Annotated in this window: 13 protein-coding genes; 9 read left to right on the forward strand and 4 right to left on the reverse strand. The window is 64.8% G+C overall.

Annotated features, from left to right (window positions below):
- Positions 1-57 precede the first annotated feature (57 nt).
- The 5 genes from PMI42_RS28495 to PMI42_RS28515 all read left to right on the forward strand — a co-directional run bounded on the left by PMI42_RS28495 (position 58) and on the right by PMI42_RS28515 (position 6,866).
- Entirely contained in the window at positions 58-333 is a 276-nt protein-coding gene (locus PMI42_RS28495; protein WP_008140797.1) for a hypothetical protein, read from the forward strand.
- Between the two features lie 250 nt (positions 334-583).
- Entirely contained in the window at positions 584-2,293 is a 1,710-nt protein-coding gene (locus PMI42_RS28500) for an NADH-ubiquinone oxidoreductase-F iron-sulfur binding region domain-containing protein (RefSeq protein WP_008140799.1), read from the forward strand.
- Positions 2,290-5,058: a formate dehydrogenase subunit alpha gene (fdhF, locus tag PMI42_RS28505; RefSeq protein ID WP_008140801.1), complete on the forward strand. Its 2,769-nt coding sequence runs from the start codon at positions 2,290-2,292 to the stop codon at positions 5,056-5,058. The genes PMI42_RS28500 and fdhF overlap by 4 nt, the downstream gene beginning before the upstream one ends.
- A 232-nt stretch (positions 5,059-5,290) precedes the next feature.
- A complete protein-coding gene (gene ybaK, locus PMI42_RS28510; protein WP_008140803.1) occupies positions 5,291-5,764 on the forward strand; it encodes a Cys-tRNA(Pro) deacylase in 474 nt (157 codons plus the stop codon).
- Between the two features lie 16 nt (positions 5,765-5,780).
- On the forward strand, positions 5,781-6,866 hold the full coding sequence (locus PMI42_RS28515) for a HupE/UreJ family protein (RefSeq protein WP_008140805.1): 1,086 nt from the start codon (positions 5,781-5,783) through the stop codon (positions 6,864-6,866).
- A 9-nt stretch (positions 6,867-6,875) separates the two neighbouring features.
- Here PMI42_RS28515 and PMI42_RS28520 read toward each other — a convergent pair whose 3' ends face one another.
- Complete coding sequence (locus PMI42_RS28520) at positions 6,876-7,559, reverse strand: GntR family transcriptional regulator (RefSeq protein ID WP_008140807.1); 684 nt, start codon at positions 7,557-7,559, stop codon at positions 6,876-6,878.
- 159 nt (positions 7,560-7,718) lie between these two features.
- Here PMI42_RS28520 and tcuA point away from each other — a divergent pair, with 159 nt between their 5' ends.
- The 3 genes from tcuA to tcuB are packed head-to-tail and all read left to right on the forward strand — an operon-like array spanning position 7,719 to position 11,275.
- Positions 7,719-9,110 (forward strand): FAD-dependent tricarballylate dehydrogenase TcuA, encoded by a 1,392-nt coding sequence (tcuA, locus tag PMI42_RS28525; RefSeq protein WP_008140809.1) that lies wholly within the window; start codon positions 7,719-7,721, stop codon positions 9,108-9,110.
- A gap of 25 nt (positions 9,111-9,135) precedes the next feature.
- Complete coding sequence (locus tag PMI42_RS28530) at positions 9,136-10,164, forward strand: alpha/beta hydrolase (protein WP_008140811.1); 1,029 nt, start codon at positions 9,136-9,138, stop codon at positions 10,162-10,164.
- Between the two features lie 4 nt (positions 10,165-10,168).
- Positions 10,169-11,275 (forward strand): tricarballylate utilization 4Fe-4S protein TcuB, encoded by a 1,107-nt coding sequence (tcuB, locus tag PMI42_RS28535; RefSeq protein ID WP_008140813.1) that lies wholly within the window; start codon positions 10,169-10,171, stop codon positions 11,273-11,275.
- A gap of 3 nt (positions 11,276-11,278) precedes the next feature.
- On the opposite strand, the gene PMI42_RS28540 is transcribed toward tcuB, so the two are convergent.
- A complete protein-coding gene (locus PMI42_RS28540; protein ID WP_035966921.1) occupies positions 11,279-11,947 on the reverse strand; it encodes an esterase/lipase family protein in 669 nt (222 codons plus the stop codon).
- A 5-nt stretch (positions 11,948-11,952) separates the two neighbouring features.
- Complete coding sequence (locus tag PMI42_RS28545; RefSeq protein WP_008140818.1) at positions 11,953-15,357, reverse strand: acyl-[ACP]--phospholipid O-acyltransferase; 3,405 nt, start codon at positions 15,355-15,357, stop codon at positions 11,953-11,955.
- A 662-nt stretch (positions 15,358-16,019) separates the two neighbouring features.
- On the opposite strand from PMI42_RS28545, the gene PMI42_RS39770 reads away from it, so the two are divergent.
- Positions 16,020-16,649, forward strand: a complete 630-nt coding sequence (locus PMI42_RS39770) for a TetR/AcrR family transcriptional regulator (protein ID WP_008140822.1) — start codon at positions 16,020-16,022, stop codon at positions 16,647-16,649.
- A gap of 191 nt (positions 16,650-16,840) precedes the next feature.
- Here PMI42_RS39770 and PMI42_RS28560 read toward each other — a convergent pair whose 3' ends face one another.
- The gene (locus PMI42_RS28560) at positions 16,841-18,154 is read right to left on the reverse strand and encodes a GGDEF domain-containing protein (protein ID WP_035966922.1); all 1,314 of its coding nucleotides are present in this window, start codon (positions 18,152-18,154) and stop codon (positions 16,841-16,843) included.
- Positions 18,155-18,321: the final 167 nt, after the last annotated feature.

The raw sequence follows: 18,321 nt of genomic DNA on the forward strand, positions 1-18,321 counted from the left end.
CGTCCCGCGGCGTTCGCCTTTCAGACATCATCGAGAATGGGACTTAGGGGGATTTCAATGGTTCGCACTCGAATTTGCCTTGCGGCGGTGTTGCTCGTCGCTGGTCTTCATGCCGCGTCCGCGCAGACCGCGACGACACCGCCGGCACCCGCTGCGACGACCGAAGCCAAGCCGGGCAAGATGAAGCTCACTATGCAGAAGCTGAAGGACATGAAGGCGAAGTGGTCCGCCAACAAGCCGAAGCTTAAGGCGTGCCGCGCTGACGTGAAGTCCAAGGGGCTCACCGGCGACGACCGCTGGTTCTACATCGAAGAGTGCATGGGCAAGACCTGAGGCGAAGTTCCGCGTCGCGTTTGTGTGAGGGCGCGTGGCAGGGCGGCTGTCCGCCTCCTAAATGATTATAGATACGTTCTAAATTTACTTGGCGTCTGGTATACCAGAGGTTAGAGTTGCCTGGAATGAGACCTGACGCGTTGGACGCGTGGCACGCGGTTCCCTATGGTCAGGCTTGGAAATAAGGGCGGATCGCGATGGCAATCCCGTCCTGAGGTCATCGCGCTTTTGAGGAGAACGCGGCGTTTCCATGAGCAGCAACGACGACGTTCACAAGGTCAGAGAATTCGAGCATCCGGGCGAGGGGCGCCGGCGCGCCAAGTCCACGCCCAAGGGCCGGCAGGTCGATCCGACCGCCGCGCATGAGATCGAGCTGCTGCTTGGCGATCGCCCGCGGCGGCGCGATCTGCTGATCGAATATCTCCATCTGATCCAGGACAAGTATCGCCAGATTTCGGCGGCGCATCTGGCCGCGCTCGCCGACGAGATGAAGCTCGCCTTCGCCGAAGTGTTCGAGACCGCGACCTTCTATGCGCATTTCGACGTGGTGAAGGAAGGCGAGCCCGATATCGCGCCGCTGACGATCCGCGTCTGCGACTCGCTGACCTGCGCGATGCTCGGCGGCGAAAAGCTGCTCGCGGATCTGCAGAGCGCGTCGGGGCCTGGTATCCGCGTCGTGCGCGCGCCCTGTGTTGGCCGCTGCGACACCGCTCCAGCCGCGGAAGTCGGACACAATTTCGTCGACCATGCGACCGTTGCCAATGTGATGGCGGCCGCGAAGGGCGGAGACACCCACGCGCATCTGCCAAAGTATATCGACTACGACGCCTATGTTGCGAGCGGCGGCTACAAGCTGCTGGGCCGCCTGCGCTCCGGCGAATTGCCCAAGGACGATCTGCTGAAGGCGCTCGACGACGCCTCGCTGCGCGGCCTCGGCGGCGCCGGCTTCCCCACGGGGCGCAAATGGCGCGCCGTGCTCGGCGAGCCCGGTCCGCGGCTGATGGCGATCAACGGCGACGAGGGCGAGCCCGGCACGTTCAAGGACCGCGTCTATCTCGAAAGCGATCCGCATCGCTTCATCGAGGGCATGCTGATCGGCGCCCATGTGGTGCAGGCCTCGGACGTCTACATCTACCTGCGCGACGAATATCCGGCATCGCGCGAGATTTTGGAGCGCGAGATCGCAAAGCTCCCGCCGGGCGGTCCGACGCTGCACATGCGCCGCGGCGCCGGCGCTTACATCTGCGGCGAGGAATCCTCGCTGCTCGAAAGCATCGAAGGCAAGCGCGGCCTGCCCCGGCACAAGCCGCCTTACCCGTTCCAGGTCGGCCTGTTCGGCCTGCCGACGCTGATCAACAATATCGAGACGCTGTGGTGGGTCCGTGACATCGTCGAGAAGGGCGCCGACTGGTGGAAGGGCAATGGCCGCCACGAGCGTCACGGCCTGCGCAGCTTCTCGGTCTCCGGCCGCGTGAAAAATCCGGGCATGAAGCTCGCACCCGCGGGCATCACCGTGCGCGAGCTGATCGACGAATATTGCGGCGGCATGGCCGACGGCCATCAGTTCTACGCTTATCTTCCGGGTGGCGCGTCCGGCGGCATCCTGCCGGCGGCGATGGATGACATCCCGCTCGATTTCGGCACGCTGGAGAAATACGGCTGCTTCATCGGATCGGCCGCGATCGTGATCCTGTCGCAGAAGGACAGCGTGCGCGCGGCGGCGCTGAACCTGATGAAGTTCTTCGAGGACGAGAGCTGCGGCCAGTGCACGCCGTGCCGCGTCGGAACCCAGAAGGCGGCGCAGCTGATGCAGAAGCCGGTCTGGAACCGGGCCCTGCTGGAAGAATTGAGCCAGGCGATGCGCGATGCCTCGATCTGCGGGCTCGGACAGGCGGCATCTAACCCGCTGTCCACCGTGATCAAATATTTCCCTGACGAGTTCAAGGAAGCGGCCGAATGACCAAGATTACGTTCGAGCTCGACGGCAAGCAGGTCGAGGCCAACGCCGGCGAAACGATCTGGCAAGTCGCAAAGCGCCAGGGGCGCGAGATCCCGCATCTGTGCTATTCGCCTGCGCCCGATTATCGCCCTGACGGCAATTGCCGCGCCTGCATGGTCGAGATCGAGGGCGAGCGCGTGCTCGCCGCATCGTGCAAGCGCACGCCGTCGGTCGGCATGAAGGTGAAGACCGAGAGCGCGCGTGCGGTGTCGGCGCAGAAGATGGTGATGGAGCTGCTCGTTGCGGACCAGCCGGCGCGCGAGACCTCGCACGATCCCGATTCGAAATTCTGGCACTGGGCCGAGACCACCGGCGTCACCGAGAGCCGCTTCCCCGCCGCCGAGCGCTGGGCGACGGATGCCAGTCATCCGGCGATGCGGGTCAATCTCGATGCCTGCATCCAGTGCGGCCTGTGCGTACGCGCCTGCCGCGAGGTGCAGGTCAACGACGTCATCGGCATGGCCTATCGCAGCCACGGCTCGAAGATCGTTTTCGACTTCGACGATCCCATGGGCGAGTCCACGTGCGTTGCCTGCGGCGAATGCGTGCAGGCCTGTCCGACCGGAGCCTTGATGCCGGCCGTGATGCTCGACGAGAACCAGACCCGCGTCACCTATGCCGACAAGAAGGTGGATTCGCTCTGCCCGTTCTGCGGCGTCGGCTGCCAGGTCACTTACGAGGTCAAGGACGAGAAGGTGATTTATGCGGAGGGCCGCGACGGCCCCGCCAATCACAACCGTCTCTGCGTCAAGGGCCGCTTCGGCTTCGACTACATCCACCATCCGCATCGCATCACCAAGCCGCTGGTGCGGCTGCCGAATGCGAAGAAGGATTCCAACGACCAGGTCGATCCGGCGAATCCTTTCACCCATTTCCGCGAAGCGTCGTGGGAAGAGGCGCTCGACATCGCCGCCAAGGGTCTGGTCAAGATCCGCGACACCAACGGCGTGAAGGCGCTGGCCGGATTCGGCTCGGCCAAGGGCTCGAACGAAGAAGCCTATCTGTTCCAGAAGCTGGTGCGGACCGGTTTCGGCTCCAACAATGTCGACCACTGCACCCGTCTATGCCACGCCTCGTCGGTGGCGGCGTTGTTCGAAGGTCTCAGCTCGGGCGCGGTGTCGGCGCCGTTCGCAGCCGCGATGGATGCCGAGGTCATCATCGTGATCGGCGCCAATCCGACCGTAAACCACCCGGTCGCCGCGACCTTCATCAAGAACGCGGTGAAGCAGAATAACGCAAAGCTGTTCGTGATGGACCCGCGCCGGCAGACGCTGTCGCGCCATGCGACCAAGCATCTGCAATTCAAGCCCGGCTCCGACGTTGCCATGCTGAACGCGATGATCAACACGATCATCACCGAAGGCCTGACCGACGACCAGTACATCGCGGGCTATACCGAGGGGTTTGAGGACCTCAAGGAGAAGATCAAGGAGTTCACGCCGGAGAAGATGGAGGCGATCTGCGGCATTCCGGCGCAAACGCTGCGCGAGGTTGCGCGCACCTATGCGCGCGCGAAGTCGTCGATCATCTTCTGGGGCATGGGCATCAGCCAGCATGTCCACGGCACCGACAATGCGCGGTGCCTGATCGCGCTCGCGCTGATCACCGGCCAGGTCGGCCGTCCCGGCACCGGCCTGCATCCGTTGCGTGGCCAGAACAACGTGCAGGGCGCCTCCGACGCCGGCCTGATCCCGATGTTCCTGCCGGACTACCAGCCGGTCAGCCGCGACGATTTGCGCGGCAATTTCGAAAAGCTGTGGGACCAGGACCTCGATCCCGTCCGCGGTCTCACCGTGGTCGAGATCATGAACGCGATCCACGCCGGCGAGATCAAGGGCATGTATATCGAGGGCGAGAACCCCGCGATGTCCGATCCCGATCTCCAGCATGCGCGCCAGGCGCTCGCCATGCTCGATCATCTCGTGGTGCAGGATCTCTTCGTCACCGAGACCGCGTTCCACGCCGACGTCATCCTGCCGGCATCGGCGTTCGCGGAAAAGGAAGGCTCGTTCACCAACACCGATCGCCGCGTGCAGCTCGCGCGCCAGGTGATCAAGCCGCCCGGCGATGCGCGGCAGGATCTCTGGATCATCCAGGAGATCGGCAAGCGCATGGGCCTGCCCTGGAATTATGCCGGCCCCGGCGATGTCTTCACCGAGATGGCGCAGCTGATGCCGTCGCTGAAGAACATCACCTGGGAGCGTCTGGTGCGCGAGGGCGCGGTCACCTATCCCGTCGACGGTCCCGACGTTCCCGGCAACGAGATCATCTTCACCACGGGATTCCCGACCGCGAGCGGGCGCGGCAAGATCGTTCCGGCCCACGTCATCCCGCCGGACGAGGTGCCAGACGCCGAATATCCGATGGTTCTCTCGACCGGCCGCGTGCTCGAGCACTGGCACACCGGTTCGATGACCCGCCGCGCCCAGGTGCTGGACCAGATCGAGCCGGAGGCAGTTGCGTTCATGTCGCCAAAGGACATGCACAGGAAGAAGCTTGCGCCGGGCGATTTCATTCGGCTGGAGACCCGCCGCGGCGCGGTCGAGGTCAAGGTCCGCTCCGACCGCGACGTGCCCGAGAACATGGTGTTCATGCCGTTCTGCTACGCGGAGGCGGCGGCGAACCTGCTCACCAATCCGGCGCTCGATCCGTTTGGCAAGATCCCGGAGTTCAAGTTCTGCGCGGCGAGAGCCGAGCGGGCCGAGATGCGCGACGCGGCAGAGTAGGCGGTTCGCCTTTGGCAGCACGGTCCGCTGTCGTCCCCGCGAAGGCGGGGACCCATACCGCGTGATCCCTCGATTGTGGACGCTCGCAATCCCGGACCGCGAGCCTTCGCCAAACTCCTCCCTGGGGTTATGGGTCCCCGCCTTTGCGGAGACGACACCGGATGTGCCGCGCGCGGACGCATCCTCCTTGCCATGGCTTCGCTCCTCGCAATGACGGTGGTAAACACCGTCCATGTCCAAAGTCACCCCCGCCACCCGGGCGCTCACGGCCGCCGGCGTTGCCTTCACCGTTCACGCCTACGCCTACGATCCTGACGCCGAGAGCATCGGGCTCCAGGCGGCCGCCGCGCTCGGTGAGAATCCTGCGCGCGTTTTGAAGACGCTGATGGCGCAGGTCGACGGCAAGCCGGTCTGCGTCATCGTGCCGTCCGACCAGGAAGTCTCGATGAAGAAGCTCGCAGCAGCCGCGAGCGGCAAATCGGCGCAGATGATGAAGCCGCCCGAGGCCGAACGCGTCACCGGCTACAAGGTCGGCGGCATCAGTCCGTTCGGGCAGCGCAAGCAGGTCGGCACCGTGATCGAGCAGAGCGCGCTGGCGCATGACCTGGTCTATCTCAATGGCGGTCAACGCGGCTTGCAGGTGCGGCTGAGGCCAGCCGATGTACGGGATGTCCTGAAGGCGATCGTCGCGGATGTGCTGGCGTGAGGGATTGAGCAGGATCATGAGGCGGCCACAGCTCCTGTGGCTCTTCGTCCTGCTCTGCATCTGCTTTCCGGCTGAGGCGCATCAGGTCAACCTTGCGACCGCGCGTGTCGGGCTGGCCGATGGCCGGACGGTCAGCGTCGAACTGGGCCTGAAGGGCAGCGATGTCGATCGGCTGATTGGCACGAAGATCCATGATGCGCGGCAGGATGCGGTCGATCCGGCCGCGGTCGAGGCAGCGAGAGCCGCGATCCTTGCTTATATGAATACGCACCTTGCAGTCACAGGCGGCGGAACGGCCTGCGCATCGGGTGTTGCCGCGATCCTGCCGGATGGTGACGGCGTCATCTATCGCAACAGCTTTGCCTGCGCCGACGTCGCCGGCGACATCGTCTACCGCTCCACGGTGCTCACCGAGAAGGATCCGGCTGCCCGTCAGGTGGTGCTGGTCGCGCGGGGCAAGTCCGAAACGCAGGCATTGCTCGATGCCGGCAATACGACGGTCACGCTCTCTGCCGCGCCGCCGTCGCCATGGTCGACGATGCAGCGCTATCTCCTCACCGGGATCGAGCACATTTTCCTCGGCTATGATCACATCGCGTTCCTGGTCGCGGTGATGCTGTGGGCGCGGCGGCTCGTTCCCGTTGTCAAGATCGTCACCGCCTTCACCATCGCCCATTCGATCACCTTGTCGCTGGCGGCGCTGAACGTCCTCGTCGTTCCGAGCCGTATCGTGGAGCCCGCAATCGCCGCCTCGATCATGTTCGTGGCGGTCGAGAACTTCTTTTCGCGCGACGTCGACAGGCGCTGGCGCGTGGCCTTTCTGTTCGGCTTGATCCACGGCTTCGGCTTTGCCGGCGCGCTGCGCGAGATCGGCTTGCCGCCGGATGCGATCGTTCCGGCGCTTGCCGCCTTCAACGTCGGTGTGGAGATCGGGCAGATCGCGATCGTCGCACTGATGCTTCCGGTGCTTGGCCTGTTGGACCGGTTGAGCATGGTCGGCCACACCGAGCCGGTGCGGGCGGCGAGGCTGGTCTACACGGTGTCGGCAGGCATCAGCCTGCTTGGAGGCTATTGGCTTCTGACGCGCGTCTTCGAGGCCTGATCGGACGGCCTATTGCTTCTGCAACAGCTTCAGCCGGCAGCGTAGCGCCTCGCGGATATGCGCCCTCGCAAGTTGCTCCGCCTTGTCGCCGTCGCGCGCGGCGATGGCGTCGATGATGGTCTGATGCTCGCCGTGGCTGGTCGTGGGGCGTCCCGTCACTGTGAAAGTCGTTGGCCCGAGCAGGGCGATCCAGTCCTGCAATTCCCGGGACGCGTTGTCGAGATAGCGGTTGCGCGCGGCGCGGCAGATCGCCTCGTGGAAGGCGCGGTTGAGCCGGGCCATCTCTGCGGCGTCGGTCTCGGACGCTTCGACGAAGGTCTGTTCGATATCCCTGATGGCATCGAGCTCGGTCGCCGAGGCATGCTCGGCGGCGAGACGCGCGGCGGCCCCCTCCATGATCTCGCGCATGGCGTAGAGCTCGAGCACCTCCGATATGTCGAGGTTGCGCACGATCAGGCCGCGGCCGCCGGCGGGCTCGACGAAGCCGCGCGCCGCGAGGCGGCCGAAGGCTTCGCGAACCGGTGTGCGGCTGACCTTGAGCCGCTGCGCGACCTCTTCCTCGCGCAGGCGGTCGCCGGCGCGGTAGCTGCCGGCCTGGAGCGACTCGCAAAGCGAGCGGAACACGGCTTCGCCCAGTGCGACACCGGCACCGCGCGCGATTGATCCCCCTGCCTTTGCCGGGCGTCTGGCCATGCATCCTCATCGGCAGCCGAACGCATCCTGCCCATGCAGAGATGCCGCTTGCACCGGTTTTGTATATCTTTGTATACAAAAGTGCGCAATGGCAGGCCGCATTGACCGGGACCGCCGGCGGGCGGAATATCTCTAACTTCGTCGCATCGGGCAGACGGCATGAGCAGCAAATACGACGTGCTGGTGATTGGCGGCGGCAACGCGGCACTATGCGCCGCGATCTCGGCGCGCCGCGGCGGCGCCTCGGTGCTCGTGCTCGAAGGCGCGCCAAAGTTCTATCGCGGCGGCAACACGCGCCACACCCGCAACATGCGCTGCGCCCATGACGCCGCGACTGAAATCCTCACCGGCCCCTACACCGAGGAGGAGTTCTGGGAGGATCTGCTGCGCGTCACCGGCGGGCAGACCGACGAGGTGCTCGCCCGTCACATGATCCGGGAGTCCAAGGACATCCTGAACTGGATCGTGGAACAGGGCGTGCGTTGGCAGCCTTCGCTGGGCGGCACGCTGAGCCTCGGCCGCACCAACTCCTTCTTCCTCGGCGGTGGCCGGGCCATGCTGAATGCGCTGTATCTGACCGCCGAGCGGCTCGGCGTCGACGTCGAATACGATGGCGAGGTCACCGACCTCGTGATCGAGGACGGCATGTTCCTCGCCGCGCGCCTCAAGCGGCCGATCAAGGGCGAGACCGAGATTCGCGCGACGTCGCTGGTCGCCGCCGCCGGCGGGTTCGAGGCCAACATCGAATGGCTGAAGCAATATTGGGGCGAGGCCGCCGACAACTTCCTGATCCGCGGTACGCCCTATAATCGCGGCTCGATCCTGAAGATGCTGCTCGACAAGGGCGTGCAGGAGGTCGGCGATCCCACCCAGTGCCATGCGGTCGCGATCGACGCCCGCGCGCCGAAATTCGACGGCGGCATCATCACACGACATGACTCGGTGGTGTTCGGCATCGTCGTCAACAAGCATGCGCAGCGCTTCTACGACGAGGGCGAGGATATCTGGCCGAAGCGCTACGCGATCTGGGGCCGGCTGGTCGCGGCGCAGCCCGACCAGATCGCCTACATCATCTTCGATTCCACCGTCGTCACCAGCTTCATGCCGACGCTGTTCCCGCCGATCGCCGGGCAGACCGTCGCCGAGCTTGCCGGCAAGCTGGAGCTCGACCCCGCCGCGCTGGAAAAGACCATCACCGAGTTCAACGCCGCAGTGCGGCCCGGCACCTTCGACCACACCATTCTCGATGACTGCGTGACCGAGGGCATCACGCCGCCCAAGACGCATTGGGCGCGCAAAATCGAGACGCCGCCTTATCTCGCCTATCCGGTGCGGCCCGGCATCACCTTCACCTATCTCGGCACGCGCGTGACCAAGGAGGCGCGGATGCTGATGGCGGACGGCAAGCCGTCAGCCAACATGTTCGCGGCCGGCGAGATCATGGCGGGCAACGTGCTCGGCAAGGGCTATGCCGCCGGCATGGGCATGACCATCGGCAGCGTGTTCGGGCGGATCGCGGGACGGGAAGCGGCACGCCACGCCAAGAACTAGAATGAAGAAAAGATAGGGAGAACCCATGTCACGCATTGCCATTGCTTCGATCGCGGCGCTGCTGATGGTCGGCCAGGCCCGCGCCGCCGACCCGATCACCCTGCGCGACATGGGCTCGTTCCATGTCGGCGGACGCCTTGTCGAAATCTCAGGCAAGCCGGTGAGGGAGGTCGTGTTCGCGCCCGGCGGCGTGCCGGCCAAGGTCGATCCCAACGGCACCTATCAGGTCGAGCAGATGTATGTGCAGTATTTCCTGCCGGCCAATGAGAAGGGCGCCTATCCGCTGCTGATGTGGCATGGCGGCGGACTGACCGGCGTCACCTACGAGACCACGCCTGACGGCCGCGAAGGCTGGCTGAATTATTTCCTGCGCAAGGGATGGGCGGTCTACAATTCCGACGCGGTGGAGCGCGGCCGCGCGGGCTGGGCGCAATACCCTGACATCTTCAAGGGCGAGCCGGTCTTCCTCACCACGGCCAACCCGTTCGAGCGTTTCCGTATCGGCGACGGGCCAAACTCCTACGATCCCGATCCCGCCAAGCGAAAATTGTTGCCGGGCAACCAGTTTCCCGTCGAAGGCTACGAGAATTTCGTCAAGCAGAACGTGCCGCGCTGGACCACGACTGATGATGCGACCATCGCCGCCTATATCGCCGAGATCGATCGCGTCGGCCCTTCGGTGCTCCTGTTCCACAGCCAGGCTGGCACTTTCGGCTTCAAGGTTGCGCAGGCCCGCCCCGACAAGGTCAAGGCGCTGATCGCAATCGAGCCGGCCGGCATCGGCGATCTCGCCAAGGCGGATGTGCTGAAGAACATCCCGACCCTCATCATCTATGGCGATTATATCGAACGGGATTCGCGCTGGCCCAAGATCCGCGCCAACGGCATCGCCTTTGCGGAGGCCATCAAGGCGGCGGGCGGCAGTGTCGACATCGTCGATCTCCCGCAGGCCGGCATCAAGGGCAATTCGCATATGGTGATGATGGACAAGAACAACCTCGAGGTCGCGGCCCTGATCCAGAAATGGCTCGAGGGCAAAGGCCTGACGAAGTAAAGCCATGCACGGAACCCAAATCCTGGACGAAGCCGACCGCCTGATGACGGTCTGCAATTCCTGCCGCTACTGCGAGGGTCTTTGCGCGGTATTTCCCGCCATGGAGATGCGGCGCGCCTTCTCCGACGGCGACCTCAACTATCTCGCAAACCTCTGCCATTCCTGCGGCGCCTGTTACGTCGACTGCCAGTTCTCGCCGCCGCACGAGTTCAACGTCAACGTCCCCAAGACGCTGGCCGTCGCGCGTGCCGAGTCCTATGCGGCCTATGCGTGGCCGCAGGCGCTGTCGGGCGCCTTTGCACGCAACGGCCTCGTCATCAGCATCGTGGCGGCGCTCAGCATGGCGGCCTTCATCCTCGGTTTTGCGGCCCTGAACGACCGCAACGTGCTGTTCGGCGTGCACACCGGGTCCGGTGCGTTCTACAAGCTGATGCCGCACAACGCGATGGCGGCGCTGTTCAGCGCGGCTTTTCTCTATGCCATCTTCGCGCTGGTCATGAGCGTGCGCGCGTTCTGGCGCGATATCGGGACGCCGATTGGCGGCCGTGCCGATGGTGGCTCGATTGTCCAGGCGATCCGCGACGCCGGCGAGCTGCGCTATCTCCATGGCGGCGGTGTCGGCTGCTACAACGAGGACGACAAGCCGACCGACCGCCGCAAGCTTTTCCACCATCTGACGTTCTACGGTTTCCTGCTGTGCTTTGCCGCGACGTCGGTCGCAACGCTCTATCACTACCTCTGGGGACGCGAAGCGCCGTATCCGTGGTGGGATCTGCCCGTCGTGCTCGGCACGCTCGGTGGCATCGGCCTCATCGTCGGACCAATCGGGCTGTTTGTCGCGAAGTCACGCCGCGCGCCGGAGCTGCTCGACGAGCAACGCTACGGCATGGATGTGGGCTTCATCGCCATGCTGTTCCTGACGGGGCTCACCGGCATGCTGCTTCTGATCCTGCGCGAGACCGCGGCGATGGGGCCGCTGCTGGCACTGCATCTCGGCGCGGTGTTCGCGCTGTTCATCACCATGCCCTACGGCAAGTTCGTGCACGGCATCTATCGCTTCGCGGCGCTGGTGCGTTACGCGCAGGAGCGGCGTAGCGAAGCCGGCTCTTGAGATTCAACCGGCGCGGAAGCGGCCTTCGCGCAGGAAGGTGATCGTCTGCTCGATCGCGATGGCGTGACGCGGGAGCCCGGTATGGGACGCCTGCACGACGACATGGCCGGTCATGCCGGCCAGCATCGTACTTTGCACCGAGACCCGTCCGTCATTCGGCTTCGGCAGAACGAAGAGGCCGGCGACGGGATCGATGAAGCGGTTTCCGGCGATCACGCCGACGGGATAGTCCAGGGCGGGCAGGGCGTCAGGCCAGGTCGCAGTCGTGAGTTCGAGCCCGGCAGGCCCGTAAAATGCGCGGTAGAGCCGGGATCCGCTCAGGAGATCGGCGACTTCACTGCCGCCGTTTGGCGTGCCCAGCATCACGATTCCGGCGAGCCGCGCCGGGCGATATCTGGCGATATAGGCGCGCGCCACAAGGCCGCCCATCGAATGCGCGACGAAGTACAATGGCACATCGCGTTGAGCAAAGCCTGTGACCGCCGGATGGATGTCGTCCGCGAGCGCCGCGATCGATTTGCTGCGGCTGGCATAGTCGATGTTCAGCGTCGCAAACCCGCTCGCCTTGAGTTCTCGTTCGAGCCTGGCCATGGATGCCGAGGTCCGCGCGATGCCGTGGAGCAGCACCACTCCCGGGCATCGCGCGTCGCCTGATCGAGGCGCCTCGTGCACCTGTCTTACGCTACCTCGCGCTCCGGCGCGGACGCCTGCTCGCGGGCCATCGTCGTTGCCGTGACATAGTCGGTCTTGCCGGTGCCGAGCAGCGGCACCTTGTCGACCACCATGATCGCCGCGGGAACGGTCAGCTCGGACGCGCCGATCGCCTTGGCCTGGCCCTGCATCGCGCTGCGCTCGGCATTCTTCTCCGTCGTCAGCAGCACGATACGCTCGCCCTTGCGCTGATCGGGGATCGACACGGCAACCGAGCCGGCCTGGGGCCAGAGCGTCGTCGCGATCGCCTCGACCGCCGACAGCGACACCATTTCGCCCGCGATCTTGGCAAAGCGCTTGGCGCGGCCCTTGATGGTGATGAAGCCTGCCGCGTCGATCGCCACGATGTCGCCGGTGTCGTGCCAGCCCTCGGGGAGCACCTCGAGCACGCCGGGATTTTCCGCGCGCAGGTAACCGAGCATCACGTTCGGTCCGCGCACCGAGAGGCGTCCGCCTTCCTCGATGCCGGGGACCGGATCGAGCTTGCTCTCCATCAGCGGCGACAGGCGGCCGACGGTGCCGGGGCGGTTGGCCATCGGCGTGTTCATCGCCAGCACCGGCGCCGTCTCGGTGACGCCATAGCCTTCGAGGATGCGGATGCCGTAGCGCTCCATGAACACCTGCCGCGTGCGGTCCTTGACGGCTTCGGCGCCGGCGATCACCAGACGCAGAGTGCGGAAGTCGTAGGCGTGGGCCGAACGTGCGTAGCCGGTGAGGAACGTGTCGGTGCCGAACAGGATGGTGGCGCCGGTCTGGTAGATCAGCTCCGGCACGATCCGGTAATGCAGCGGCGAGGGGTACATGTAGATCGGAATGCCCGCGAGCAGCGGCATCATCATTCCGCCGGTCAGCCCGAAGGAATGGAACACCGGCAGCACGTTGAACACCTTGTCATTCGCATTGGCATCGACCCGCGCCAGTGCTTGCGCCGAGTTGGCAAGGATGTTGCGATGGGACAGCACCACACCCTTGGGCGTGCCTTCCGAGCCCGACGTGAACAGCACGACGGCCGGATCGTTGGCCTGGCGGGCGACGCGCGGCGCGGTGCCGGCGAGCAGGCCCTTGATCTTGTCGGCGGTGCCGATCGAGGCGCGGACATCCTCGAGATAGACGACGCGCGCCTCAGCGGAGATCGCGGCCATCAGCTTGTCGAGCTTGCCCTTCTCGATGAAGGCTTTCGAGGTCAGCACGGTCTTGACCTGCGCGGCCTTCATGGCGGCGAGGACATTGACCGGGCCGGCCGAGAAGTTGAGCATCGCCGGGACACGGCCGATGTTCTGCAGTGCCATGAAGACGACGGCGACGCCTGCGGAGTTCGGCAGCAGCACGCCGACATTCTCGCCGACGGAGGTACCGGTCTCGAGCTTGCGGCTCAGGACCTGCGCGCCAAGGATCAGCTTGCGATAGGTCAGCTGGGTGCCGAGCGCGTCCTCGACGATGACCTTGCCGGTGTCGCGGTCGCGATAGGCATGTCCGAGCGCTTCGAACAGCGTGTGATCGAGCATGGCATTCTTGACCATCGCATCGATCATCACGTCCTGGAGCGCGGCGCCAGCGGCATTGCGGCGCGCCTTGCCCTTCAGCGCCGGATCGACCGGAAGCTTGACCGGCGGCAGGATCGTGACCGTCACCCGCGGGAACCACGAACGCTTGATCTGGCTGCTGTTGAGGTAGCTCAGATGCGAACGTTGCGCGCCTTCGATGCGGACCGGCACGACGACGGCATCGGCCTTGTCCGCGATCATCGCGGTGCCGTCATAGACCTTCATCAGCGAGCCGGAGACGGTGATGCGTCCCTCCGGGAAGATGACGACGGGCTCACCGGCGGCGACGAGCTTGATCAGGTCGCGCGCGGCCAGCGGCTTGGTCGGGTCCATGGTGTAATGCTTGACCACGCGCAGGAACGGTTTTGCCCACCAGGCCTTGGCGATACCGGTATCGACCGCGAAGCTCGCGTCGATCGGCAGCACGGCGTGCAGCAGCGGGCCGTCGATCAGGCTGACATGGTTGGGCGCGATCAGCATGCGGGTGCCCGGAGGCGGCAGGTTTTCCAGCCCGCGAATCTCGGTGCGGAAGAGGGCGCGGAACAGCAGTCCGCCGAAATCGCGCACGCCTTCCTTGCCCCACTTGGTCAGCACGAACCACACCGCGCCGAAGCTGGCGAGGCCGAGGCCGAAGAAGATCCAGCCGACATGCAATCCGCCGGCCTGGAGCAGCGCGACGAACAGCGAGCCGACCACCATGAAGGCGGCCTGCAACACGTTGCCGGCGGCGATGATGCGGGCGCGTTCGTTCGGGGCCGACCATGCTTGCACGGCGGCGAAGGACGGAACGACGAACAGGCCGCCGCCGAATGCGAAGGCGACGAAGTCGGCCAGCATGCGCAGGCCTGAGAACGAGGTCGCGAAGTCGGCCGCTGCGATCTCGTGCCCCTTGGTGGTCACGGCGATGGCCCAGGCGAGATCGAGGCCGGCAAACCCCATGATGATGGCGCCGATCGGCACCAGCGCGAGGTTCGGGCGCACATGGCTGAGGCTGGCCGCGAACAGCGAACCGATGGCGATACCGATCGCGAAGATCGCGAGGCACAGCGTCACCACGCCCTCGGTGCCGCCGACGACGTCCTTGACCAGCGCCGGCAGCAGCGACAGCACGATGGCGCCGACCAGCCAGAACCAGGAGACGATCACGGTGCCGTCCCACAGCCGGTGGTCGGCATGCAGCGTCTTCAACAGGCTCACCGTCGAGGTCCAGGGATTGGCATCGACGGGCAGATCGGGCGCGGAGGGCGTCGTCTGCGGAATGCGGGAGGCGAACGCCCAGGACAGCAGGGCGAGCACGACCACGGCCGATGCGACCCAGCCCATATGCGCCGAGCCGGCCACGAACTGGCCGCCGGCGACGGTGCCGAGCAGGATGGCCATGAAGGTCGCGCCTTCGACCAGCGCGTTGCCGGTCGCGAGCTCGCCGAGCTCGAGCTGATCCGGCAACATGGAATATTTCACCGGGCCGAACAGGGCGGCGATGATGCCGAACAGCGCAAGCGCCGTGAACAGCAGCGGCACCGAGTGCAGGAAGAAGCCGGAGGCGGCAAAGGCCGCGGCAAAGATCTCGGCGAATTTGAGCCGCCGGGCGACGACGGATTTGACGTATTTGTCGGCGAGCTGGCCGCCGAGGCCGGACAGGATGAAATAGGGGAAGATGAAAACGGCACCTGCCACCGTCACCAGCGCATCGCCGTGGCCGGTCGCGGCGCTGTAAAGCAGGATGATGACGAGTGCGTTCTTGAGCACGTTGTCATTGAGCGCCGAGAAGAATTGCGCCCAGAATAGCGGCGCAAAGCGGCGTGACGACATCAAATCCCTGATCATGACCAGTCCTGTTCCAGAGAGGCAGCCTGAGGTTGTTCTATTGTCGGTGAAAGCGTCACGACCGGAAGGGCATGGGCGCGCGATAGCAGGCTGCCGGCCTGCTCTGTCCCCTCGGTCCCTCCGATCCTGTTGGTCTCCAAATGGTCTCGTTAGGTTCGCAAATTTCCGGTCGCGGCGAAGTTCGGGCGGAACGGCCGCGCTTACCGGATATCGCGCCGGGCGATGAGGAAAAGCTGAACCGCGTCTCCAGGCATTGCGAAATCGGCCGCCAATGTCGGGACATGGTAATTCCTTCCTTGCAACCGGGTCTGGCATTCGAGCCGAGCGGAACGTGCCGGCTGCGGCCTGCCTCAGGTGAGATGGGCGAGATGCCGAAAGGGCGAGAGGCGGCGGAGAAGGCCGAAGCGGCGGCCGTTGTGACGGGCGCGGTTGGCCCGCCACATCCGGAAGGTGGCGCGGCGCTCGGTCAGCACGCCGGCAATGTCGCAGGCATTGGCGATGCGGTCGATCGGCGCCATGGCGAGCTTGAGGGCGGCCCGGCCGAGGCCGGTCACGAGGGCCGCAGCGTCATCAACGAAGGTGGTGGCGATATCAACAGCGAGGGTTTGCATTTTGCAGGTCTCCAGGTTAAATTGAACAATGTTCACGTGAGTAGCTCTAAAATGAACAATGTTCAAGAAGAATCGCTGCGCGACCAAAAAAAATTTCGGAGGCGGCTTCAGATCCTGGAGATCGCCCGCAACATCATTGCGACTAAAGGTTTGAGATCGTTGAAGGTTCGGGACGTTGCGGAGGCCGCCGGCTGCTCGGTCGGCAGCATCTATAACGAGTTTGGCGACTTCGACGGGGTGATCCTGACCGTCAATCGGGAGACAGTCCAGGCGCTGACAGTGCGGCTTGAGGGCGTTCCGACCGAAGATCCCGTCCGCCAGCTCTACGGGCTGGCTGCGACCTATCTCGAATTTTTCGCCGAGCACGCCAATCTGCTGCGGTCGCTGTTCGAGCATCGGATTGAGGACGACCGGCCCTATCCCGACGACATCCTTCAGATGGTGATGGACGCCTTCGCGCTGATGCACGCGCCCTTGGTGCGGCTGCTCCCGGATGCGGATGACGTGAAGATCGCGCTGTTGTCGCGCACCCTGTTTTCAGCGGTGCACGGCATCATCTCGCTCGGCCTCGAGGAGCGCATGGTGGCCGTGCCGCCCCAGATGCTGCGTCAGCAGGTCGATCAGTTCGTCGACGTGCATCTTGCGGGTCTTGGGATTGTGCCGTCCGCGCGGTCAGCTTGATAGGGCGAAGCAGGCCGGCCCGGCGCTACCATTGATATCGCAGGCTCGCAGTGCCGGAATAAGTGGTGCTGCGTGCCGCGAACTCGCCGTCGAATTTGGCCGACAGGGCAACGCCCATCGCGTCGCGAAGCATCAGGCGCAATCGCATACGGACTCAGGCGAACCCGGCTTGATGCACGCGCGGCGCGGTCTCAGCCTCTCGCCACGGCGGCTTCGCGTGGCCGTGCAGCGACAAGGACGACGTCCGGCCGCCCGCTGTCGACCTGAACCCGGTTGCGTCCCTTCTCCTTGGCGCGATAGCAGGCTGCGTCCGCACGCCGCATCGCGTCCTCGAGCGTCGTCTGGCCGTCTGCAATGCAGGCAACGCCGATGCTGGCGGTCACCGCAAAGCAACGATCGTCCCAAGCGAAGCTGAACAGCTCCAGCGCCCGTCGCAGCCGTTCGGCGATATCGACGGCGTTCGCAGGCGGGCACTGCGGCAGGATCAGGCCGAATTCGTCGCCGCCGAGCCTAGCCACCATATCATGCGGCCGCCGGTCATGTTGCAGCAGGCCGGAGACTTGGCAGAGCAGGCGGTCGCCGGCGAGATGGCCGCAGCTGTCGTTGACGTTCTTGAACTGGTCGAGGTCGAGCAGGACCAGCGCAAGCGAGCCGGCTGCAATATTATCAAGCTCGCTTTGCAGCCGCGCCTCGAAGGCGCGGCGGTTGGCAAGGCCGGTCAGCCAGTCGTGCGATGCCTGCCAGGCGAGGCGCTCCTTCTCGTCATGCAAGGCATCTTCGAAGGCATGTCGTTGCCGTACCAATCGCCGCGTGTGCCAGATCAGGAGCAGGATCAGCGTCAAGGCGGTGACGATGTTGATGCAGGTTAGCGTCATCTTGATGGCGCGGGAGCCTTCGCCGAGGACGGTGGAGAAGCGGTTGGCGTGCACCGTGAATTGTGTGTTGAGCTCAGAGAGTCGCGACGACAGGAATTGCAGGCGGCTGCTGTCGCGAATTGGGCCCTTCTCCAGCTCGGACCGGATCACCTCGCCGAACACGCTCAGCTCCAGCAGCATGGGGTCGGTGGCCGTCCACTCGCGGATCGCTTCCTGAAGGAAGCTGACGCGGTTGAAATAGCGGAACAGCCAGATCAGGCCCGGCACGTCATCGGGATGGTTGCCACCTTGCAGGAAGCCGATGCGGGCGGCCTCGACGTCGACAGGATCGCGCTCCAGCGCCCAGCGCGCAAACTCGTCGCCGATGGGAACGGCGAGAGACGCCTCGTATTGCGCGAACTGGCCCTTGTCGCCCGAATGCAGATAGAGGTTGAGGAAATAGACGGCGTTCTTCTGCGAGCGCGACCACAGCGCCTCGCCCGCGACATAGGCGCGGACCGACGACATCACCTCGAGGCTGAATCCCGCAATCGCCGCCTGCAGCACGACGACCATCACGAAAGGCGAGACGAGCTTGATGACGTGAAGGAAGCTGTGTCCCTTCATCGAAGACGCTGTTCTGCGAAACACCCTACGTTCCCCAAATCGATCAACGACCCCAGCGGAGCGTTGCGCCTGCAACGCCAAGTAGAGGAGAAGGTTGCTTAACTCGACCTGAAAAGTGCGTCGGACCGCATCGCAGGGTGAAGGCGTTGTGAAGCGGATGCGCGCAGATTGTCGTAAATGCCGACTAACCG

The sequence above is a fragment of the Bradyrhizobium sp. YR681 genome (assembly GCF_000282615.1).
Lineage (GTDB): Bacteria > Pseudomonadota > Alphaproteobacteria > Rhizobiales > Xanthobacteraceae > Bradyrhizobium.

What these genes read in the sequence shown, in the direction of transcription:
- PMI42_RS28495 (WP_008140797.1), top strand. Translation starts at nt 58, where the DNA reads ATGGTTCGCACTCGAATTTGCCTTGCGGCGGTGTTGCTCGTCGCTGGT.
- PMI42_RS28500 (WP_008140799.1), top strand. Translation starts at nt 584, where the DNA reads ATGAGCAGCAACGACGACGTTCACAAGGTCAGAGAATTCGAGCATCCG.
- fdhF (WP_008140801.1), top strand. Translation starts at nt 2,290, where the DNA reads ATGACCAAGATTACGTTCGAGCTCGACGGCAAGCAGGTCGAGGCCAAC.
- ybaK (WP_008140803.1), top strand. Translation starts at nt 5,291, where the DNA reads ATGTCCAAAGTCACCCCCGCCACCCGGGCGCTCACGGCCGCCGGCGTT.
- PMI42_RS28515 (WP_008140805.1), top strand. Translation starts at nt 5,781, where the DNA reads ATGAGGCGGCCACAGCTCCTGTGGCTCTTCGTCCTGCTCTGCATCTGC.
- PMI42_RS28520 (WP_008140807.1), bottom strand. Translation starts at nt 7,559, where the DNA reads ATGGCCAGACGCCCGGCAAAGGCAGGGGGATCAATCGCGCGCGGTGCC.
- tcuA (WP_008140809.1), top strand. Translation starts at nt 7,719, where the DNA reads ATGAGCAGCAAATACGACGTGCTGGTGATTGGCGGCGGCAACGCGGCA.
- PMI42_RS28530 (WP_008140811.1), top strand. Translation starts at nt 9,136, where the DNA reads ATGTCACGCATTGCCATTGCTTCGATCGCGGCGCTGCTGATGGTCGGC.
- tcuB (WP_008140813.1), top strand. Translation starts at nt 10,169, where the DNA reads ATGCACGGAACCCAAATCCTGGACGAAGCCGACCGCCTGATGACGGTC.
- PMI42_RS28545 (WP_008140818.1), bottom strand. Translation starts at nt 15,357, where the DNA reads ATGATCAGGGATTTGATGTCGTCACGCCGCTTTGCGCCGCTATTCTGG.
- PMI42_RS39770 (WP_008140822.1), top strand. Translation starts at nt 16,020, where the DNA reads ATGAACAATGTTCAAGAAGAATCGCTGCGCGACCAAAAAAAATTTCGG.